The sequence below is a fragment of the Pleomorphomonas carboxyditropha genome, from assembly GCF_002770725.1.
Lineage (GTDB): Bacteria > Pseudomonadota > Alphaproteobacteria > Rhizobiales > Pleomorphomonadaceae > Pleomorphomonas > Pleomorphomonas carboxyditropha.
Genome location: NZ_NQVN01000004.1, coordinates 228,979 through 247,618, shown reverse-complemented (window position 1 = coordinate 247,618; position 18,640 = coordinate 228,979). Strand labels below are relative to the sequence as shown.

Genomic DNA, 18,640 nt, shown 5'->3' with positions numbered 1-18,640 from the left:
CGCGAGGAGTTGCAAACATGACGCCGAAATCGCTCATCGGCCTTGCCGTCGTCACCGCCGCCGCCGTCGCGGCCGCCGTGGTGGTGGCTGGCGGAACCGCCGCCGACAGCGCGGTCGCCGACCGTGGCCGGGCGCTGCTGCCCGACCTCGTCAGGACATCCGCCTCGATCGAAAGCCTGGCCATCACCGCCGGCAAGACCACCACGACGCTGACGCGCGACGGCGATCGCTTCGTCGATGCCTCGGGCTATCCGGCTCGGCTCGACACGGTGCGCAAGCTGGTGTCGTCGCTGGCGACGCTGACCATCGACGAGGACAAGACCGACAAGCCCGACCGCTATGTCGACCTCGGCCTTGCCGATCCGGCGGCGGACGACGGCGCGGCGACCAAGGTGGCGCTGCTCGACAAGGAGGGCAAGCCGGTCGCCGCCGTCTATGCCGGCACCAAGGACTATACGGTGGGCGGCAGCCGCGGCGGCCAGTATGTCCGTCTCGACGGCAACCCGCAGTCCTATCTGGTGCGCGGCTCGCTCGACATGCCGACCGCCCGCGCCGACTGGTTCGACGCTCGTATCACCGACATCAAGCCGGCGACCTTGGCGAAGGTGACCCTGACCGACGCCGCCGGCGCCTCCGTCGACTTCACGCGAACGGGCGACAAGCTGCTGCCGGCGGCGTTGCCGGATGGCAAGGCGCCCGACGAGGGCAAGGCCAACCGCGTCACCGCCTTCCTGCAAGGCTTCGACTTCACCGACGTGCGCAAGGAAACGCCGGCGTCGATCGGCAACACGACGCGCCTGCGCTACGAGACCACCGACGGTCTTACCGTGACCGCCACGGCGGTACCGGCGGCCGACGATGCCGGCAAGGGCTGGATCCGCATCGCCGCCGAGGCGGTCGATCCCAAGGCGGCCGATGCCGCCAAGGCGATCAACGACAAGGCGGCGGGCTACGAGTTCAAGGTCAACACCATCCACACCGAGATGTTCGGCTGGACCGTGGCGAATCTTGCCAAGGAAGGCTGACGGAGGTCGGCTTGGAAGGAATGAACGGCCGGCGGGGAAATACGCCGGCCGTATTCTTTCGGGGATGGCTATCCCTCGATTTCCAGGGTGGCCAGGAGGCCATGCGGCGGATTGTCGGCCAGCACGATCGAGCCGCCGTGCGCCTCGGCGACGTCGCGGGCGATGGTGAGGCCGAGGCCGAAGCCGGAGTTCGGCAGCGAACCGCGGGCGCTGTCGCCGCGCACGAAGGGCTCGAGCAGATGCTCGCGTTCGGCGGCCGGTATGCCGGGCCCGTTGTCGGCGACGGCGATGGCCAGCCGGCGGCCCGGCAGCTTGTTCAGCGACACCACCACCTTGTCGCCGTAGCGCACGGCGTTCTCGACGAGATTGCTCACCGCCCTGAGGATGTCGCGATGGCGGACGCGGGCGGCGAGCCGGCTCGGCCCCTCGTAGGAAACCGCGTGGCCGAGATCGGCGAACTGGTCGGCGATGGTCTGCAACAGGCTCGGCAGGTCGGTCTGGTCGAAAGGCTCCGGGCTGTCGGTGCCGGAGAGATGGACCAGCGCCACCTGCGCCAGCGCCGCCATATGGTCGAGATCCGCCAGCATCGGCTCGCGGATCGTCTCGTCGTCGATGAACTCGGCGCGCAGCCTGAGGCGGGTGATCGGCGTCCGGAGATCGTGGCTGACCGCGGCCAGCATGGCGGTCTTCTCGGCCATCAGCTTGCCGATGCGGGCGCGCATGCGGTTGAAGGCGGAAATGGCCGAGCGCAGCTCGCGCGGCCCGATCTCGGGGACCGATACTTCCGAGCGCATGTCGCGCAGGCGCTCGACGGCGGCTTCGAACCGCCGGAGCGGGCCGATGATCACCACCATCGCCCAGCTCACCAGCACCACCGTGGTGATCAGCAGGAAGCCGAGCATGGTCGTTCCCGGACCGAAGAAATGCGGCGCCTCGCCTTCGGGCAGCTCGAGCCGGTAGCAGGTCCCGTCCTTCAGCACCAGGAAGAGCGGCCCGACGAATTCGTCGCCCGGCCCCGGCCGGCCGTCGAACACCTTGCGGGCGGTGGCGGCGTCGCCGAGGCGGGCGGCGAGCGGCCCGAACCTGACCTTGTCGGCCGCCTCCGGCACCGGGGCGCTGCAAGCGGCGATCGACGGCAGCGAGCCCTTCAAGAGCTCCAGGAGCCGTGGCCGCTCGTCCGGGCTGGCGGCGGCCAGCATATGGGCGGCCGCGCCGATCTCGCCGGCCGTCTCGCCCGGCGTGGCGGCGAACATGGTGCTCGGGTTGGATAGGAAGAAATAGGCGGTCAGCACCCCGTGCATGGCAGCGATCGACAGCACCAGCAGGACGATGACCTGGCCTGCGACGGAATCGAAGACCAGGCGCAGGATCCTGCCGATCATGAGGCCGTCACTTCCGGGGTGAACAGATAGCCTTCCGACCGGATGGTGCGGATGAATTCCGACTTCTCGTCGTCGGGCGAGAGCTTGCGCCGCAGGCGGCTGACCAGGATGTCGATCGACCGCTCGAAGGGCGCGGCGAGCCGGCCCTGGGTCAGCTCCAGGAGCTGGTCGCGGCTGAGCGTGATGCCCGCCCGCTCGGCGAAGGCGACCAGCAGGTCGAACTCGGCGCCGGTCAGCGTCGCCTTGGCGCCGGACGGCGTCGTCAGGCTGCGCTCGCGGGTGTCGATCACCCAGCCGGCAAAGCTGAGGCGGCGCGCTTCCGACCGCGTCGCCTTGGCGGCCGGCAGGCTGCTTCGCCGGAGGATGGCCCGGATGCGCGCCAAGAGCTCGCGGGCGCTGAACGGCTTGGCGACGTAGTCGTCGGCGCCGATCTCCAGGCCGACCACCCGGTCGATCTCCTCGCCGCGCGCCGACAGGATGATGATGGGGATGGTCGAGGTGTTGCGCAGCCGCCGGCAGATGCTGAGCCCGTCCTCGCCGGGCAGCATGATGTCGAGCAGCACGATGTCGACGCGCGAGGTCGTCAGGATGCGATCCATTTCGCGGCCGTCGCGCGCCACAGATACGCGGCAGTCGTTGGCCTTCAGGTAGCGCGAGACCAGCGTATTGATGTCGTTGTCATCTTCGACCAGCAGGATGTGGTTCTGCATGAAGAAAGGCCATCCTCATTCAACGGCCGAGCTTTAGCATTCGGGCGGCCGGGCCCGACAGTTATTTTGTATCCATATGTTTCTTTTTGTGACCGCCGAAACGCATGGTTACCGCGCCAACCCATTGGTTACCGGTCGTTAACGAACCGGGCGCTTGGCTCGTCGAAGTAATGCGTAAGACTCTAGCCCGAGGGTAAACATGACCTCGATTTCCTCCGCCAGTGCCTACCAGTCGCCGCTCGCCCGGCTGCAGTCGACGCTCCAGTCCGACATCAGCACCGGCAGCATCCAGTCGAGCGACCAGTCCGCGCTCGCCACCGCGCTCGAAAGCATCGACGAGACGCTGTCGGGCAACCGATCGAACGCGACCTCCGGCAGCAAGCCGCCATCGCCCGACGAGATGCAGGAGAAGATCGCCGATCTCATCCAGCAGCAGGTCGACGCCGGCACGCTGACCTCCGACCAGGCCGACGAACTCGCCAAGGTGTTCGACGAGACCTTTTCCAAGGCCGCCCAGGGCGCCGGCGGGCCGCAGGGTGCCGGCGGTCCGCCTCCCGGACCGCCTCCCGAGGGTGGCCAGTCGGCCGACGCTGCCGACGACAGCTCGTCGTCCGGCACCACGATCGCCGACATCCTGAAGCAGCTCCAGGAGGCTCTCGCCGAAAACAGCCAGACCTCCTACGGCGCCGACGGCTCCTCGAGTTCGTCGGGCAGCGCCAGCTACCTGTTCGATCTGGTCGCCTGACGGAAACATCCGATCGCAAGCCGAGCGGCGGGGCCTTGCCCCGCCGCTTTGCGTTATCGGCAGGGGAGCTATGCTCCGGCCCGTTTGCCGCGAAAAAAGCGCTCCTCGCTACGAAAGCACTAGTGCTATCCAAGTACTTGTGCGCAATCTTGAACACGGCGTGCCAGCCGGCGAGGGCCGTCGGCACGCCTGGTGCCGTGCATAGCTTGACCCCGGAGAATCGCCTGATGAACCGCCCCGCCGCCGGATGGATCGACCGCCTCCCGACCGACCACCTGATCACCGAATTCTCGATGTGGTCATCGGATCTCCTGCGTATCGCCGACGAAGTGGCCCGCGTCGAACCCTATGCCAACGTCATCCACATCGATGCGTCGGACGGCGTTTTCGCCGACACGCTGCTGATGTTTCCGGAAATCGTCGCCCGCATCCGCTCCATCACCGACAAGCCCATCCACGTCCACCTGATGGTGGGCGAGCCGGCGCTGATCAACCAGATCAACCAGTTTGCCGCCGCCGGCGCCGACGCCATCTCCATCCACGCCGAGAATACGCTGCTCACCGACAGCGGCATCGCCCGCATCAACGAGCTCGGCCTGGTCGCCGGCGTCGTGCTGAAGGTCGACACGCCGGTCGCCAAGCTGATCCGCCATCTGCCGCGCGTGCAGTTGGTCACCCTGTTCGGGGCCGGCATCGGCGAGCGCGAGGGCATCAGCCAGTCGGCCACGCAACGCCTCGAGGAAGCGCAGAAATACATCGCCGGCGTACCGTCCGATCACCGGATTGTCCTGGTGGCCGACGGCGCCATCCGCGAGGATACCGTTCCGGTGCTGCGCAAGGCCGGCGCGCAAGCCATCGTCGCCGGCAAGCTGGTGTTCGACGCCCCCGACCTCGGCAAGCGCATGGCGTGGCTGAAAAGTCTCTAGGGCATCATCCGACCGGAGTGAAACGAGGATCGAAAAGATGATGCTTTCGAAACGATGACTTGGAGCGCCGATCTGATTCAATCGGATCGAATGGCGCTCCAAGACGGAAACAAAGGCCGGCGCATCGCGGTTTCAGAAACGTTTTTTCGTGGTTCTGGAAACAATAAGGGCACCGGGGCATGGCTCCGGTGCCTTTTTGCTGGCCGCCGGATGACATTTCAGCGCGTCGCCACCAGCCAGTCCGGCTTGAACCAGCGGTCGGCCGGGCCGTCGTAGGGCAGGCGGTTGATGTCCCAGTGGCGGATGAAAGCCGCGTAGGCTTCCCACACCGCCGGCCCGCCGGCGACGTAGACGACGCGGTCGGCAAAGCGGGCCAACACCTCTTCCGGCCGGTCGCCGGAGCGGACGGGGCAGAGCGTCCGGTCGAACTGCATGAAACCGGGCAGGGTGGAGATGGTGTGCGGCCCGGCCAGCATGACGTGGCCGCGCGTCAGCTCGTAGAAGCGCTCGACATCGGCGACGAATTCGCGTCCGGGATTGCCCTCCCAGGGCAACTCGCCGTTGAGCCCGATCTGGCCGCGCTGACCGATCGCGCAGATAGCCCTCACATCCGCCATGATTCCATCCGCCCGCTGTTGCGACTGTTACCCAGCATAACAACGGCTACGCGGAAAACCCAATAGGCCTCATGCGTCCGCCTGCTTGGCGGCAAGGCCGGCGCCGGTAAACGACCAGTGGGTGTGGATGACCCGCCAGCCCTGGGCATCGCGCCGATAGACCTCGGTGCAGTTCCAGGCCAGGCGCGTGCCTTCGCTGCCGTTCCAGGATACGAAGCGGAAGGTCAGCACGGCGGCGTCGCCGACCACCTGCACCTTGGGCTCGATCATCTCGTGGCGCGGCGCATCGATCTGGCCGCGAATGCCGTCATAAAGCTCGGCCAGCGCGGCATGGCCGTCGAGACGGCTGTCCCGGAACGGATCGAAATACGTCACGTCCTCCGCCGAAAGCGCCAGGGCGGCGTCGGGATCACCGGCGCACCAGCGGTCGAGCGCCGCTTTCTCGAGGGTGATAATGTCGTCGGCAATGGTCATGACAGCCTCCCAAAAATTGACGAGGGGAAGCTAGGCCAGCGGCGCGACGGCGCCTGTCAGCATCAATCGGAGGGTGACGCCATCAGCGCCTCGGCGGTCTCGACATCGGTCGCCACCGCGTTGACGAGGCCGCCGGCGACGGCGGCGCGGATCGCCTCGGCCTTCTGGGGCGACAGCGCGGCGGCGATGGCGAGCGGCACGCGGGAAAGGCGTTCGAGCGAGATCGAAAGGGTCCGGTCGTCGAATTCCGTGCCGACCGGCCGGCCGTCGCGCCCGAAGAAGCGTCCGCAGATGGTGCCGACGGCGCCGTGGGCCCGGATCTCCTCGAGCTTGCCGGGGGCGATGAACCCCTCGCGGAACACCATGGCGGTGGCCGAGATGGCGCCGACGCCGACCACGGCGACGGCCATGCGGTCCATCATCGAAAAGACGCCGCGCACCGTGCCGGTCTCGCGCAGCAGACGCGCCGCGCCGGCATCGTCGACGATGGCCGGCACCGGCAATTGCCAGGCCTGGGCGCCGAGCCCGGCGGCAAGGCGGCGGCAGACCTCGGACGAATGGGTATAGTGCTCGGGCGCGCCGACGCCGCCGACCAGCGCCACCACGTTGAGGTCGCGCGCCGGCGGCCGGCGGGCGGCGGCGGCGATGGCGGCCGCCGTGGCGCCGTCGGACACGCCGAGCACGTCGCCGCTCTTCAGCGTGTCCTCGATGACGCGGGCCACCGCCTTGCCCAGCGTATCGGCCGGGGCATGGGCGCCGGCCCGGTTCTCGACGACCACGGCGAGGCGAAGGCCGAGATGCGCCTTGAGGCGCTGCTCGGCGGCGCCGTCGCGGAACGCCTTGGGCGTGACCTGGAATTCGATGTAGCCGAGGTCGAGCGCCGATTTCAGCGCCCGGCTGACGGTCGCCTCGGAGATTTCCAGCAGGCGGGCGATCTCGGTCTGCGGCAGGCGCTGTTCATAGCGGAGGCGGGCGATCTCGACGATCATGTCTTCGCTGCGGCGGGGCCGGGGCATGATGCGCTCGCCTTGGAGGGAGGAAATCACCGTCTCCGGCGTCCGGCACGTCGTCCGTCGTCGACGTGCCGGCCCGGGGAGGAGCCGGCGGGCACCGACTTGAGGCGCCCCCGGCCTTGAAGCATCCGCCGATCGGGCCGAACCGGCCGATCGAACGGCGGATGCGCAGGCAGATAGCCGGCCGTCAGGCGACGAAGCGCTTGGCGACGATGTTGCGCAGCTCGCCGAGATCCTTGGCGAACAGGCGGATGCCTTCGGCCAGCTTCTCGGTGGCCATCGGGTTCTGGTTCATGGCCCAGCGGAAGGCCTTTTCGTCGAGGTTGACCACCGCCGGCTTCGGGCCCGGCTTGTCCGGCGACAGCGCGCGCTTGAGCGTGCCGTTGTCGGCGGCCAGCGCGTCGAGCAGGGCCGGCGAGATGGTCAGGCGGTCGCAGCCGGCCAGCGCCTCGACTTCGCCCTGCGAGCGGAAGGAGGCGCCCATCACCACGGTCGGGATGCCGTGCGCCTTGTAGTAGTCGTAGATGCCGTGGACCGAGATGACGCCCGGATCCTCGTCCGGCGTGAAGGTGCGGTTCTCGGCCTTGACGTACCAGTCGAGGATGCGGCCGACGAACGGCGAGATCAGGAAGGCCTTCGCATCGGCGCAGGCGATGGCCTGGGCGATGTCGAAGATCAGCGTCATGTTGGTGTCGATGCCTTCCTTCTGCAGGATCTCCGAGGCGCGGATGCCTTCCCAGGTGCCGGCGACCTTGATCAGGATCCGCTCGCGCTCGACGCCGTTGGCCTTGTAGGCGGCGATGATGGCCCGCGCCTTCTCGACGGTGGCGGCGGTGTCGAAGGAGAGGTCGGCGTCGACCTCGGTGGACACGCGGCCCTCGACCAGCTTTGTGAGCTCGGTGCCGACGGCGACGGCGAGCCGGTCGCCGATCGCCTTGACCGCCGCTTCCTGCGTGCCGCCCTGCTTCTTGCCCCAGGCGACCGCGTCGGCGAGGATCGGCTCGTAGGCCGGCAGGCCGATGGCCTTCAGCACCAGCGTCGGGTTGGTCGTGCAATCGACCGGCTTGAACTTCTTGATGGCGTCGATGTCGCCCGTGTCGGCGACCACCACGGTCATCTCGCGCAATTGATCCAGCTTGGAAGCCATATCCTCAACTCCATATCCGGCCGATGCCTTCTCCGGTGCGGCGGCCGCTTTCCGTCCTCCAGAACTATGGCTCCTCGCCCTTTAAAATGCAAGAAACTGATAAAAAGAAATTAATTGCATTTTCAAGCGACAAATGGAACGGGCGGGCCCTGTCGGAGCCCGCCCGCTTCCCTCTCCCCCCGAAAACCGGTCAGGCCGCCATCACCCTGTTGATGAAGCGCTCGACGACCTCGCGCAACCGGGTCGCCTGATCGTTCATGTCGTTGGAGACGGCGAGCACCTGGCTCGCCGATTGCGACGTCTCGCCGACGACGCGGGTCAGCGCCTGCGTCTCGTCGGCCACCTGTTTGGTGCCGCCGGCCGCCTTCTGGGCGTTGAGCGAGATCTCGGCGGTGGCGTGGCCCTGCTCGCCGACGGCGGTGGCGATCACGTTGGTCGTGCGGTCGACCTCGCCCATGATGTCGGAGATGGCGCGGATGGCCGCCACCGCCTCGCCGGTCGACGACTGGATCTGGGCGATCTGCGAGGCGATCTCCTCGGTGGCCTTGGCGGTCTGGCCGGCGAGGTTCTTCACCTCGGCGGCGACGACGGCGAAGCCCTTGCCGGCTTCGCCGGCCCGCGCCGCCTCGATGGTGGCGTTGAGCGCCAGCAGGTTGGTCTGCTCGGCGATCGCCTTGATGAGGGTGATGACGTTGCCGATGCGCGTCGCCGCGTCGGCAAGGCCGGAGATGGTGGCGTCGGTCTTCTTCGCCTCGCCGGTGGCGCGCTGGGCGACGGCGGTCGCCGTGTCGGTCTGGCGCGAGATCTCGCCGATCGACGCCGACAGCTCCTCGGCGGCGGCGGCCACCGTCTGGACGCCGTCGGAGGCGAGCTCGGAGGCCGAGGCGGCGGTGCCGGCGCGTTCGCGCGCCTCCTCGGCGATGGCGGCCAGCGCCCGGGCGGTCGCCTCCATCTGGTCGGCGTTGCCGCCGACCAGGCCGACGAGCTGCTCGATCTCCAGGCGGAAGTCGTTGATCACGCCCTCGATGGTCTCCTGCCGCTGTTCGCGCGCCCGCTGTTCGGCCTCGGTCTGCTCGGCGAGGCGGCGGCGCTCGATGGCGTTGTCGCGGAACACCCGCACCGCCCCGAACATGCCGCCGATCTCGTCGCGGCGGCCGGCGAGGTCGAGCGCCATGTCGGTGTCGCCGGTGGCCAGCCGCCGCATGGCGGCGGTGAGGCTGGTGATCGGCCGGGTGATCAGGCGCGACAGCACGATGCCGATCATCAGCGCCAGCACCAGCGCGACGCCCAGCGTGCCGGACATGGTGAAGGTGCTCGACGTACGATTGCGGCTGGCGGCGGCGGCGCGGTCGTCGACCACCGTCTTGATCGCCGAGATGGCGGCCGCCGACTGGCTGCGCGACTCCTCGCGCGCGCCCATGAAGGCCTTCGACGCATCGATCAGCTTGGTGAAGGCCTCCTTGAAGCGGTCGATGTCCTTGGAGGGATCGACGCCGCCGGCGGCGACGATCTTCTGGCCGATCTCCTTGGCGGCGTCGGCCGCCTTCAGCAGCATCTTGGTGCTGATGGCTTCCGGATCGTAGCGGTAGGTGGTGGTCTGCAGGGCGAGGGTGTCGATGGCCGCGCCGAAGGCGGTGGCGAATTCGGAAAGCTGCCGCGCCTTGTCGGCGTCGGTGAGCGAGGTCTGCATGTTGGCGACGGCTCCGTCGCGCTGCTGGCCGGCGAGGCGGATGATCTCCTCGGTGCCCTTGGTCAGCGTGGCGAGGCGGTCCAGGACGAAGATGCGCTTCTGCTCGACCGAGAAGGGATTGGCGCTGTCCTTCATGCCCTGCAACAGCGCGCCGAGCCCCTGGGCCGTCGATTCGATGGCGTTGGCCTGCGCCTGGATGTCGTCGGACGTGCCGAGCGCCCGGATCTGGTCGACCAGCATGCGCGCCGACGTCACCGACTGCGAGGCGGCCGCGACGTTCTTGGCGTCGCTGTCGGCGGCGAACTTGGCCAGCGCCTCGTTGGCCTTCAGCACGTGGGCCTCGATGTTGTAGGCGACGACCGCGAGGTCGGCCGCCGTGTTGGCCGCCTTGGCCGCGTCGGCCGCCTTGGTCTGGAAGTCCCTGGCCTTGGCCGCCGCGTCGGACTCGATCTGGCCGGCGCGGCTCTGCATGTTGGACAAGAGCTCCATGGTGGTGGCGGCGGTGGCGGCCACGGTGTCCGACGACGAGGACAGGACACCGATCGACGCGCGGAATTGGCCGACGGCCGCGTAGGCCGGGGCAAGGCCGGTATCGGCCTTGCCGCCGAGCGCGTCGAGACTGGCGTTGACCTGGTCGAGCAGGCGGTTGGCCTCGGCGGCGGCGCCGTTGTCGCGATTCTGGATGAAGGTGGTGACGGCGTTGCCGGCGTCGTTGACGGTCGCCAGCACCGAGGCCGACTTCGACGTCATGTCGACGGCGAGGCCCAGCCGGTTGAGGCCCAGGAAACCGGCGCCTCCGACGATGGCGGCCAGCACCGCGAGGGAAATCAGACCACCGCCGATCTTCATCGAGATCGAACGGTTCGACAGGAAAGCCGTGAGCGACATCTTCTCCCCCCGGATTGGCGCCCGCCACGAGACGGCGCGCAGGCTCCACGCGCATGCCCGCCACTGTGCGGCGGCCGGGTAAAGAAAAAGTGGATGAAACACTCCCAAAACGCGAAAATTTGCTGACTTTGCAATCGTTTGCGAAACGCGGGCGTCCGAGGTCGCGACGGTCCTTCGTCAACGGCCGGAAAGGAGGCGAAAACCAATGCCTTAGGGCGAGGCATCGCTCCGGCGGCGCCCGCGCAGGCCCGACCATCCGACGTATAGACTTTGGATCAAACGGTCATCGACCGGAGATCGAGATCCACCTTGATGATCTCCGGGCTGTCCGGATCCGGCGTCAGCACGAAGCCGAGCCGTTCGCACATCCGCAGCATCTGCCGGTTTTCGGCGAGCACCTCGCCGTGGATGTGCGCGTAGCGCTCGCGGAGCGCGTAGCGGATGATCTGCACCATCAGCGCCCGGCCGAGGCCGAGCCCCTTGAGGTCGGAGCGGACCGACACGGCATATTCGCCGTCGCCGCCGCCGGGATCGCCGTGCAGCCGGACGCCGCCGAGCATGTCGCCGCTTTGCGGGTCGAGGGCGACGAAGGCCATGGCGCGGGCGTAGTCGATCTGCGTCAGCCGGGCGACGAAGGCGTGGCCGAGGTCGTGGACGCGCTGGAAGAAGCGCAGGCGCATGTCCTCGGCCGTCATCTTGGAAAAGAAATCGACATAGCGGCCTTCGTCCTCCGGCCGCACCGGCCGCACGAACACCGACCGGCCGCCGGGCAGCGTGATGGTGTCCTCCCACTCGGTCGGGTAGGGACGGATGGAGAAGCGGGGATGATGCACGGCGGCGCCCGACGCCGGCGAGCCGGCGACCAGCGTCACCCGCGCGTCGACCACCACCAGGCGGTCCGCCTCGGCGATCAGCGGGTTGAGGTCGATGTCGCCGATCGCCGGATGTTCGGCGACGAGCTGGGCGAGCCGTTGCAGGACGCCGGCCAGGCGGCCCTCGTCGACGGGCCGCCGGTCGCGATAGCCCTGGAGCTGGCGGGCGACGCGCGTCCGGGCGATCAGGTCGCGGGCGAGGTTGGCGTCGAGCGGCGGCAGCGCCAGCGCCCGGTCGTTGATCACCTCGACGGCGGTGCCGCCGCGGCCGAACACCATCACCGGGCCGAACACCGGATCGTCGGTGACGCCGGCGATCAGCTCCACCGCCTTGGGCGCCACGATCATCGGGTGGAGCGTCACGCCGTCGATGCGGGCGCCGGGGCGGGCAGCCCTGGCGCGGGCGATCACCGCCGCGGTCGCTTCGCCCACCGCCTCCGGGCTGGACAGTTCCAGCTCCACGCCGCCGACGTCGGATTTGTGAACGATGTCGGGCGAGGCGATCTTCACCACCAGCGAGCGGTGCTCGGCGAAAAGACCGGTGGCGAGAAGCCGGGCCTCGGCGGCGTCGGCCGCGGCGAGCGCCGGCACGATGGGAATGTCGTAGGCGGCCAGAAGGTCGACCACCTCGCTCGCCTTGAGCCACAGGCGGCCGTCGGCCAGCGCCGCGGTGATCACCGCCGCCGCGCGGGCCCGGTCGGGCGAGAAGCCGGCGAGAACGTCGGCCGGCGTCGCGGTCAGCGCCGCCTGCGCCTCGGCGTGGCGGACCAGTTGCATCAGCCCCTCTACGGCGGCGCGCGGCGTTTCGAGGGCCGGGATGCGCGCCCGCGCGAAGGTGGCGTTCCAGCCGTCGTCCTCGCCGAGCCAGGCGGCGATCAGCGGCTTGCCGTCGTAGCGGCCGCGGCGGTAGTCGGCGACGGCTTCCACCACCGCTTCGGCGGCCAGCCTGGAAGGGGCGAGTGGCGTCGGGCAGTTGATCGCCACCACGGCGTCGACGCCGCTGTCGGCGAGCACCGCCCGCGTTGCGGCGCCGTAGCGGTCGGAGGCGGCGTTGCCGATCAGGTCCACCGGGTTGCCGCGCGACCAGCCGGGCGGCAGCAGCCGGTCGAGCGCCGCGAGGGTCTCCTCGCCGAGCGTCGCGAGCTCGCCGCCGAGGTCGACGACGCGGTCGGCGGCCAGCACGCCGGCGCCGCCGCCGTTGGTGACGATGGCGATGCGCTTGCCCTGGATGCGCGGCACCAGGCTGAGCGTCTCGGCGGCCGCGAACATCTCGTCGAGGTCGGCCACCCTGAGCAGGCCGGCCCGGCGGAAGGCGCAGTCGTAGACGGCGTCGACGCCGGCCAGCGCGCCGGTATGCGAGCGGGCGGCGCGGGCGCCGGCGGCGTGGCGGCCGGCCTTGATCACCACCACCGGCTTCGAGCGGGCGGCGGCGCGCGCCGCCGACAGGAAGCTGCGGGCGTCGCGTATGCTCTCGAGGTAAAGCAGGATCGCCCGCGTCCGGTGGTCGAGGGCGAAATGGTCGAGCATCTCGTCGAAATGCACATCGACGGCGTCGCCCAGCACGGCGATGCCGGAAAAGCCGATGCCGTGCCCGGCCGCCCAGTCGAGCGCCGCGTGGGTGAGCGTGCCCGATTGCGAGATGAAGGCGAGATCGCCGGGCACCGCCGCCCGCTGCGCGAAACTGGCGTTGAGGCCGATCGGCGGGATCTGCAGGCCGGCGCTGTTGGGGCCGAGCACGCGGATGCCGTGCCGCCGGGCCACGGCGGTCATCGCTTCGAGAAGGCTGCCCGGCCCGTGGCCGAGGCCGGTGGTGATCACCACGGCGTGGCGGATGCCGGCGGCGCCGATCTCCTCCATCACGCCGACGATCGCCTCCGGCGGCACGGCGACCACCGCGAGGTCGGCCGGCGCCGTGAGCTCGGAGAGCGAGGGGTGGACGGGAGCGCCGTCGAGCTCGGTGAAGAAGGGATTGACGAAGGCCACCCGGTCGCGGCCGAAGGCGGAAAGGTTGCGGGCCAGCACCGAACCGACCGAGTTCGGCCGTGGCGTCGCGCCGATCAGCACGACGCGCTTCGGCCGGAAAAAGGGGTCGAGGCTCGAAAGGCTCATGTCGGGCTGAGGCTCGGCAGCAAGAGAGCCGGAACGCGGCCGCCCGGCCGCGCTCCGGCGTCGGGGGTCAGTGGGTCATCAGCGTCGGGATCGTCATCTTTTCCAGCATGTCGCGGGTGACGCCGCCCAGCACGAACTGGCGGAAGCGGTTGTGGCCGTAGCCGCCCATCACCAGCATGGTGGCGCCGCTTTCGCTGGCATGGTTGAGCAGCACCGTCGACACCTCGGAGGCCGAGCGCGGCAGCGTCGTCACCGTGACCTTGTGGTCGTGGCGGGCGAGATAGGCGGCGACGTCGGCGCCGGGTTCGCCGGACCACTTCTTGGAGCCGGCCACCATGACGATCTCGATCGAGGTCGCCACCCTCAGCGCCGGCAGGGCGGCGTGCACGGCGCGGGCCGCCGTCGACGAGCCGTCCCAAGCGATCATCACCTTCTCCGAGGTGATCGGCTTGTTCCACGCCGAGGGAACGATCAGCACCGGCACGCCGGATTCGAACAGCAGCGTCTCGATGATGGCGGCGCGCATCGGCTCGCCGTGCTCGGGATCGTCCTGGCCGACGACGATCAGATCGGAAAGCTGCGCCTGTCGCACGATGGCCGGCGTGCCGCCGGAATAGACGGTGGCGGTGCGCGCCTCGGCGTCGACGCCGAACTTCGCCGCTTCGGCGGTGAAGGCGGCGGCGGCGTCCTTGGCCGAATTCTCGGCGTTGGTGATCGCCTCGACGAGATATTCCGCTGGCACCGGCGAGGCGAGGAAGCCGGGCGCGATCGGTTCGAGCGCCAGCGCCAGCCCGGTGACGTGGGCCTTTCGCCGCGATGCGAGTTCCAGCGCCGCCGTGGAGGCGTTCATCTTGTCGTTATAAATGTCGATGATGGTGAAGATGTCCCTGACGGTCATGGCGGCGCCTCCTCAGCGACTTCAAAAGGGTCCCGGCGACCCGGCACCGGCGGCAAGCTCTTGTACGAGACCACAAAACCACCGGCGCCATAATCCTTAGATAGGTCTTGGCGCCGATCAATTCATCTCATGGCGATCTCGACCTTTCGCCTACGCCGGAAGGCGGTAAGCACCGGCTCGGTATAGCCGTTCGGCTGGCGGTCGCCGGTCAGCACCAGCTCGACGGCGGCCTGGAAGGCCAGCGATCCGGCAAAATCGTTGCCGATCGGCCGGTAGGCCGGGTCGCCCTCGTTCTGCCGGTCGACGACGGCCGCCATCCGCTCCAGCGTCGTCATCACTTGTTCGCGACTGACGACGCCGTGCTTCAGCCAGTTGGCGATGTGCTGGCTGGAGATGCGCAGCGTCGCCCGGTCCTCCATCAGGCCGACGTCGTGGATGTCCGGCACCTTGGAGCAGCCGACGCCCTGGTCGATCCAGCGGACGACGTAGCCGAGAAGCCCTTGCGCGTTGTTGTCGAGTTCCTCGGCGATCTCGGCGGCGCTCCACGGGCGATCCGGGGCGATCGGCAGCGTCAGCAGCGCATCGAGCGAAGCGGGCTCGCGGCCGGAAAGCTCGGCCTGCCGGGCGGCGACGTCGACCTCGAGATAGTGCAGGGCATGCAGCGTCGCCGCCGTCGGCGACGGCACCCAGGCGGTGGAGGCGCCGGCGCGCGGATGGCCGATCTTCTCGGCGAGCATCGCCGCCATGCGGTCGGGCGCCGCCCACATGCCCTTGCCGATCTGGGCGCGGCCGGAAAAGCCGAGCGCCAGGCCGGCGTCGACGTTGCCCGCCTCGTAGGCGGCGATCCAGGCCGACGACTTCATGTCGCCCTTCCGCACCATCGGGCCGGCCAGCATCGAGGTGTGGATCTCGTCGCCGGTGCGGTCGAGGAAGCCGGTGTTGATGAAGAACACGCGCGATTTCGCCGCAGCGATCGCCGCGCGGAGGTTGACCGAGGTGCACCGCTCCTCGTCCATGATGCCCATCTTGAGGGTGAGCGGCGGAAGGCCGAGCGCCGCCTCGACCGCCGAGAACAACCGGTCGGCGACGGCGACCTCGTCGGGGCCGTGCATCTTCGGCTTGACGATGTAGACGGCGCCGGTGCGGCTGTTGGCGTGCCGGCCGTTCGGACCGACGTCGTGGAGGGCGATCGCCGAGGTGACCAGCGCATCGACGAGGCATTCGGCCGTCTCGTGGCCGTCGGCGTCGAGCACCGCGTCGGTGGTGAGAAGCGAGCCGACGTTGCGCACCAGCATCAGGCTGAGGCCCTTCAGCGCGCCGTCCGAACCGTCGCGCCGGATGAAGCTGCGGTCGGCGGCCAGCCGCCGCGTCGTGGCGACGCCGCCCTTGTCGAAGCTCGCCTGGAGATCGCCGCGCATCAGCCCGAGCCAGTTGCGATAGACGGCCACCTTGTCCTCGGCATCGACGGCGGCCACCGAATCCTCGCAGTCCATGATGGTGGTGAGCGCGCTCTCGACCAGAATGTCGGCGATGCCGGCCGGATCGCTGGCTCCGGTCGGCTGCCCCCGGTCGAAGTGGATGTCGACATGCAGGCCGTTCCGCTGCAGCAGAATGCCGGCCGGCTCCTCCAGATCGCCGCGGTAGCCGACGAAGGCCTCGGGATCGGCGAGCTCCTCCTCGTTGCCGTCGGCAAAGCGCACCTTGAGGCCATCCTCGGTGATGAAGTAGGCGACGACGTCGGCATGGCCGCGGGAGGCGAGCGGCGCCACCCCGTCGAGCACCGTCCTGGCGCGCGCCACCACCGCCTTCGCCCGTTCGGCGTCGAACCCGCCCGTGGGCGGCGGCGTGCCGAGGGCATCGGTGCCGTAGAGGGCGTCATAGAGGCTGCCCCAGCGGGCGTTGGCGGCGTTGAGCGCGTAGCGGGCGTTCATCACCGGCACGACGAGCTGCGGCCCGGCGACCTCGGCGATCTCCAGATCGACGCCGGTCGTCTCGATGGAGAAGGGCGCCGGTTCGGCGACGATATAGCCGATCTCCGTGAGGAACGCCCGATAGGCCGCGGGATCGACGGCGCCGGGGTGGGCGGTATGCCAGGCGTCGATCTGCCGCTGCAAGGCGTCGCGCCGTTCGAGAAGCCGCCTGTTCTCGGGGCCGAAGCGGCCGATGATGTCGGCGAGCGCCGCCCAGAAGCCATCGGCTGCGAGGCCGCTGCCGGGCAGCGCCTCCCACTCCATGAAATCGACAAGTTCGGCGGCAACCTTGAGGCCGTTCAGCGTGCGATAGGCGGTCATCTTGATATGTCTCGGTTGAGAAGCAAGGGCAGCTCGGCCGCATACGGCTGGCGGCCCCAACGAAAGCCGTTGCGACGCCCGCTGTCTAGTCCTGCCGGTGCTTGGAGGCGTGCATTTTTTCGCGAGGACCCGCATAAAGTCGAAACGAAATCGAAAGAACCCGCAGAATAACGTCGCCGAACCGCCCCAAACGAGCGATTGTCCCGGAGCTCGAACACTCGTGCAGCCTGCCGCCGTCATCCTGGCTTTCGTCGTGGTCGGGGCGGTCTTGACCGCATGGCATACGCTGCGGCTCGGCAACTTCCCCGGGCGCACCGACTATCTGATGCTGATGGCCTCCGGCGGCTGGTGGGCGGTCAGCGCGTTTTTCGACATCAGCGCCAGCGATCCGGCGACGAAGATATTCTACGCCGAGCTCGCCTGGTACGGCATCGTCACCACGCCGATCTCGTGGATGCTGTTCATGACCGCCTACATCCGCGGTTCCGACCTGCCCAACGCCGCGCTGCACACCGGCCTCGCCATCGCGGCCGGGCTGGTGATGCTGACGATCGCGATGACCAACGACGTGCATCATCTCGTCTATGTCGCCATCACGCCGGCGCCGACGCCCGCCTACCCGCATCAACTGCACTACGAGCACGGGCCGGTGTTCTTCGCGGCGATGATCGCCATCTATTTCTTCATGGCGTTGACGGCCGTCCGGACGCTTAGGGCGGCAATCCGCGCCCCGCGAGTGCATCGCATCCAGTTCATCGGCCTTCTGGTTTCGGCAATGGTGCCGTGGGCGGCCAACGCCGCCTACAATCTGGCGGGCATCCGCGTCTTCGGCTTCGACCCGACGCCGCTCGCCTATGTCCTGGCGCCGATGATCTACGGGGTGCTGATCAGCCGCAACCAGTTCCTGTCGCTGGCGCCCGTCGCCATCGGCGCGGTGGTCGCCGCCCATCCCGACGGCATTCTGGTGGTCTCCGGCAACGGGTTCATCGCCGAGGCCAACGCGGCGATGCGGGCGATCTTCGACGGCAGGCAGCTCGTCGGACAACCCTTTTCCGAGCTGGGCGCCACATTCGGCCCCGCCGACCGGGCGAGCCTGTTCGACGGCAGCGAGCTGGTCCACCGCTGGCGGCGGGGCGACCGCGTCTACGAGGTGCGGACCATGGCCGTCGACGCCGTGCGCCATTCGCGGAGCGTCGCCTACGTGCTGCGCGACATCACCGACTACCTGCGTGCCCAGGAAAGCCTTTTCGTCTCGACGCGGCTGATGGAGGAGCGCCTCGAAGCCAACCTACGCCTGCAGGAGCAGTTGCACGAGATGGCGCACCGCGACAGCCTGACCGGCCTTCACAACCGGCGCATTCTCGAGAACATCTCCGGCCGGCTGATCGACACGGCCGACGCCGTCGGGCGATCGCTGGTCGCCGTCTCGCTCGACCTCGATCATTTCAAGCGGCTCAACGACACCTACGGTCACAAGGCCGGCGACGACGCGCTGGTGGCGATGGCCGGCGTGCTCGCGCGGTCGCTCCGGCCCGGCGAGGTGGCCGTGCGCATGGGCGGCGAGGAGTTCCTGGTGCTGATGCCCAACGCCGACATCGAGGAGGCGCGCGCCCGGACCGAGGCGTGGCGGGCGGTCATTCGCGCCCAGCCGGTGGCGACCAGCCAGGGAGCGGCGGAGATCACCTTCTCGGCCGGCATTTCCGCCTATCCGGATACGGCCGCCTCTTTCGAGCAGATGTTGCAGCAGGCCGACAAGGCCGTCTATGCCGCCAAGCGGGCCGGCCGCAACCGCGTCGTGGTCGCCCGTCCGCCGGGCGAGCTGGGCGACGGCCGGACGCGCTCGGCCTGATTCC

At 69.0% G+C, this 18,640-nt stretch carries 14 protein-coding genes; 4 read left to right on the top strand and 10 right to left on the bottom strand.

Features of this window, described 5'->3' with window-relative positions; translation table 11 throughout:
- The first annotated feature begins 17 nt into the window (after positions 1–17).
- Complete coding sequence (locus CJ014_RS10015; RefSeq protein ID WP_100080329.1) at positions 18–1,025, top strand: DUF4340 domain-containing protein; 1,008 nt, start codon at positions 18–20, stop codon at positions 1,023–1,025.
- A gap of 68 nt (positions 1,026–1,093) precedes the next feature.
- On the opposite strand, the gene CJ014_RS10010 is transcribed toward CJ014_RS10015, so the two are convergent.
- Positions 1,094–2,407 (bottom strand): ATP-binding protein, encoded by a 1,314-nt coding sequence (locus CJ014_RS10010; RefSeq protein ID WP_100080328.1) that lies wholly within the window; start codon positions 2,405–2,407, stop codon positions 1,094–1,096.
- Positions 2,404–3,117, bottom strand: coding sequence for a response regulator (locus tag CJ014_RS10005; RefSeq protein ID WP_100080327.1), 714 nt, complete (start codon positions 3,115–3,117; stop codon positions 2,404–2,406). The genes CJ014_RS10010 and CJ014_RS10005 overlap by 4 nt, the downstream gene beginning before the upstream one ends.
- 199 nt (positions 3,118–3,316) lie before the next feature.
- On the opposite strand from CJ014_RS10005, the gene CJ014_RS10000 reads away from it, so the two are divergent.
- Together CJ014_RS10000 and CJ014_RS09995 are read left to right on the top strand one after the other, a co-directional pair.
- Complete coding sequence (locus CJ014_RS10000) at positions 3,317–3,862, top strand: DUF2680 domain-containing protein (protein ID WP_100080326.1); 546 nt, start codon at positions 3,317–3,319, stop codon at positions 3,860–3,862.
- 227 nt (positions 3,863–4,089) lie between these two features.
- On the top strand, positions 4,090–4,788 hold the full coding sequence (locus CJ014_RS09995; RefSeq protein WP_100080325.1) for a beta/alpha barrel domain-containing protein: 699 nt from the start codon (positions 4,090–4,092) through the stop codon (positions 4,786–4,788).
- A 218-nt stretch (positions 4,789–5,006) separates the two neighbouring features.
- Here the strand turns inward: CJ014_RS09995 and CJ014_RS09990 are convergent, their stop codons facing one another.
- The 8 genes from CJ014_RS09990 to CJ014_RS09955 form a co-directional block, all read right to left on the bottom strand.
- Positions 5,007–5,405, bottom strand: a complete 399-nt coding sequence (locus CJ014_RS09990; RefSeq protein WP_100080324.1) for a dihydrofolate reductase family protein — start codon at positions 5,403–5,405, stop codon at positions 5,007–5,009.
- A gap of 69 nt (positions 5,406–5,474) precedes the next feature.
- Entirely contained in the window at positions 5,475–5,879 is a 405-nt protein-coding gene (locus tag CJ014_RS09985) for a YybH family protein (protein ID WP_100080323.1), read from the bottom strand.
- A gap of 62 nt (positions 5,880–5,941) precedes the next feature.
- Positions 5,942–6,895: a sugar-binding transcriptional regulator gene (locus tag CJ014_RS09980; RefSeq protein ID WP_133121837.1), complete on the bottom strand. Its 954-nt coding sequence runs from the start codon at positions 6,893–6,895 to the stop codon at positions 5,942–5,944.
- Positions 6,896–7,079: 184 nt separating this feature from the next.
- Positions 7,080–8,039 carry a transaldolase gene (gene tal, locus CJ014_RS09975; RefSeq protein WP_100080321.1) on the bottom strand — a complete coding sequence of 320 codons (960 nt, stop codon included), beginning with the start codon at positions 8,037–8,039 and terminating at the stop codon, positions 7,080–7,082.
- A 190-nt stretch (positions 8,040–8,229) separates the two neighbouring features.
- Positions 8,230–10,617: a methyl-accepting chemotaxis protein gene (locus tag CJ014_RS09970; RefSeq protein ID WP_100080320.1), complete on the bottom strand. Its 2,388-nt coding sequence runs from the start codon at positions 10,615–10,617 to the stop codon at positions 8,230–8,232.
- A gap of 275 nt (positions 10,618–10,892) precedes the next feature.
- On the bottom strand, positions 10,893–13,598 hold the full coding sequence (locus CJ014_RS09965; protein ID WP_100080319.1) for a bifunctional acetate--CoA ligase family protein/GNAT family N-acetyltransferase: 2,706 nt from the start codon (positions 13,596–13,598) through the stop codon (positions 10,893–10,895).
- A 67-nt stretch (positions 13,599–13,665) separates the two neighbouring features.
- The gene (locus tag CJ014_RS09960) at positions 13,666–14,496 is read right to left on the bottom strand and encodes a universal stress protein (RefSeq protein ID WP_100080318.1); all 831 of its coding nucleotides are present in this window, start codon (positions 14,494–14,496) and stop codon (positions 13,666–13,668) included.
- Between the two features lie 122 nt (positions 14,497–14,618).
- Complete coding sequence (locus CJ014_RS09955) at positions 14,619–16,787, bottom strand: malate synthase G (RefSeq protein WP_100080317.1); 2,169 nt, start codon at positions 16,785–16,787, stop codon at positions 14,619–14,621.
- Between the two features lie 220 nt (positions 16,788–17,007).
- Here CJ014_RS09955 and CJ014_RS09950 point away from each other — a divergent pair, with 220 nt between their 5' ends.
- On the top strand, positions 17,008–18,636 hold the full coding sequence (locus tag CJ014_RS09950; RefSeq protein ID WP_133121836.1) for a histidine kinase N-terminal 7TM domain-containing diguanylate cyclase: 1,629 nt from the start codon (positions 17,008–17,010) through the stop codon (positions 18,634–18,636).
- The last annotated feature ends 4 nt before the right edge of the window (positions 18,637–18,640 follow it).

Coding starts and splice junctions, on each gene's coding strand:
- CJ014_RS10015 (WP_100080329.1), top strand. CDS start 18: ATGACGCCGAAATCGCTCATCGGCCTTGCCGTCGTCACCGCCGCCGCC.
- CJ014_RS10010 (WP_100080328.1), bottom strand. CDS start 2,407: ATGATCGGCAGGATCCTGCGCCTGGTCTTCGATTCCGTCGCAGGCCAG.
- CJ014_RS10005 (WP_100080327.1), bottom strand. CDS start 3,117: ATGCAGAACCACATCCTGCTGGTCGAAGATGACAACGACATCAATACG.
- CJ014_RS10000 (WP_100080326.1), top strand. CDS start 3,317: ATGACCTCGATTTCCTCCGCCAGTGCCTACCAGTCGCCGCTCGCCCGG.
- CJ014_RS09995 (WP_100080325.1), top strand. CDS start 4,090: ATGAACCGCCCCGCCGCCGGATGGATCGACCGCCTCCCGACCGACCAC.
- CJ014_RS09990 (WP_100080324.1), bottom strand. CDS start 5,405: ATGGCGGATGTGAGGGCTATCTGCGCGATCGGTCAGCGCGGCCAGATC.
- CJ014_RS09985 (WP_100080323.1), bottom strand. CDS start 5,879: ATGACCATTGCCGACGACATTATCACCCTCGAGAAAGCGGCGCTCGAC.
- CJ014_RS09980 (WP_133121837.1), bottom strand. CDS start 6,895: ATGCCCCGGCCCCGCCGCAGCGAAGACATGATCGTCGAGATCGCCCGC.
- tal (WP_100080321.1), bottom strand. CDS start 8,039: ATGGCTTCCAAGCTGGATCAATTGCGCGAGATGACCGTGGTGGTCGCC.
- CJ014_RS09970 (WP_100080320.1), bottom strand. CDS start 10,617: ATGTCGCTCACGGCTTTCCTGTCGAACCGTTCGATCTCGATGAAGATC.
- CJ014_RS09965 (WP_100080319.1), bottom strand. CDS start 13,598: ATGAGCCTTTCGAGCCTCGACCCCTTTTTCCGGCCGAAGCGCGTCGTG.
- CJ014_RS09960 (WP_100080318.1), bottom strand. CDS start 14,496: ATGACCGTCAGGGACATCTTCACCATCATCGACATTTATAACGACAAG.
- CJ014_RS09955 (WP_100080317.1), bottom strand. CDS start 16,787: ATGACCGCCTATCGCACGCTGAACGGCCTCAAGGTTGCCGCCGAACTT.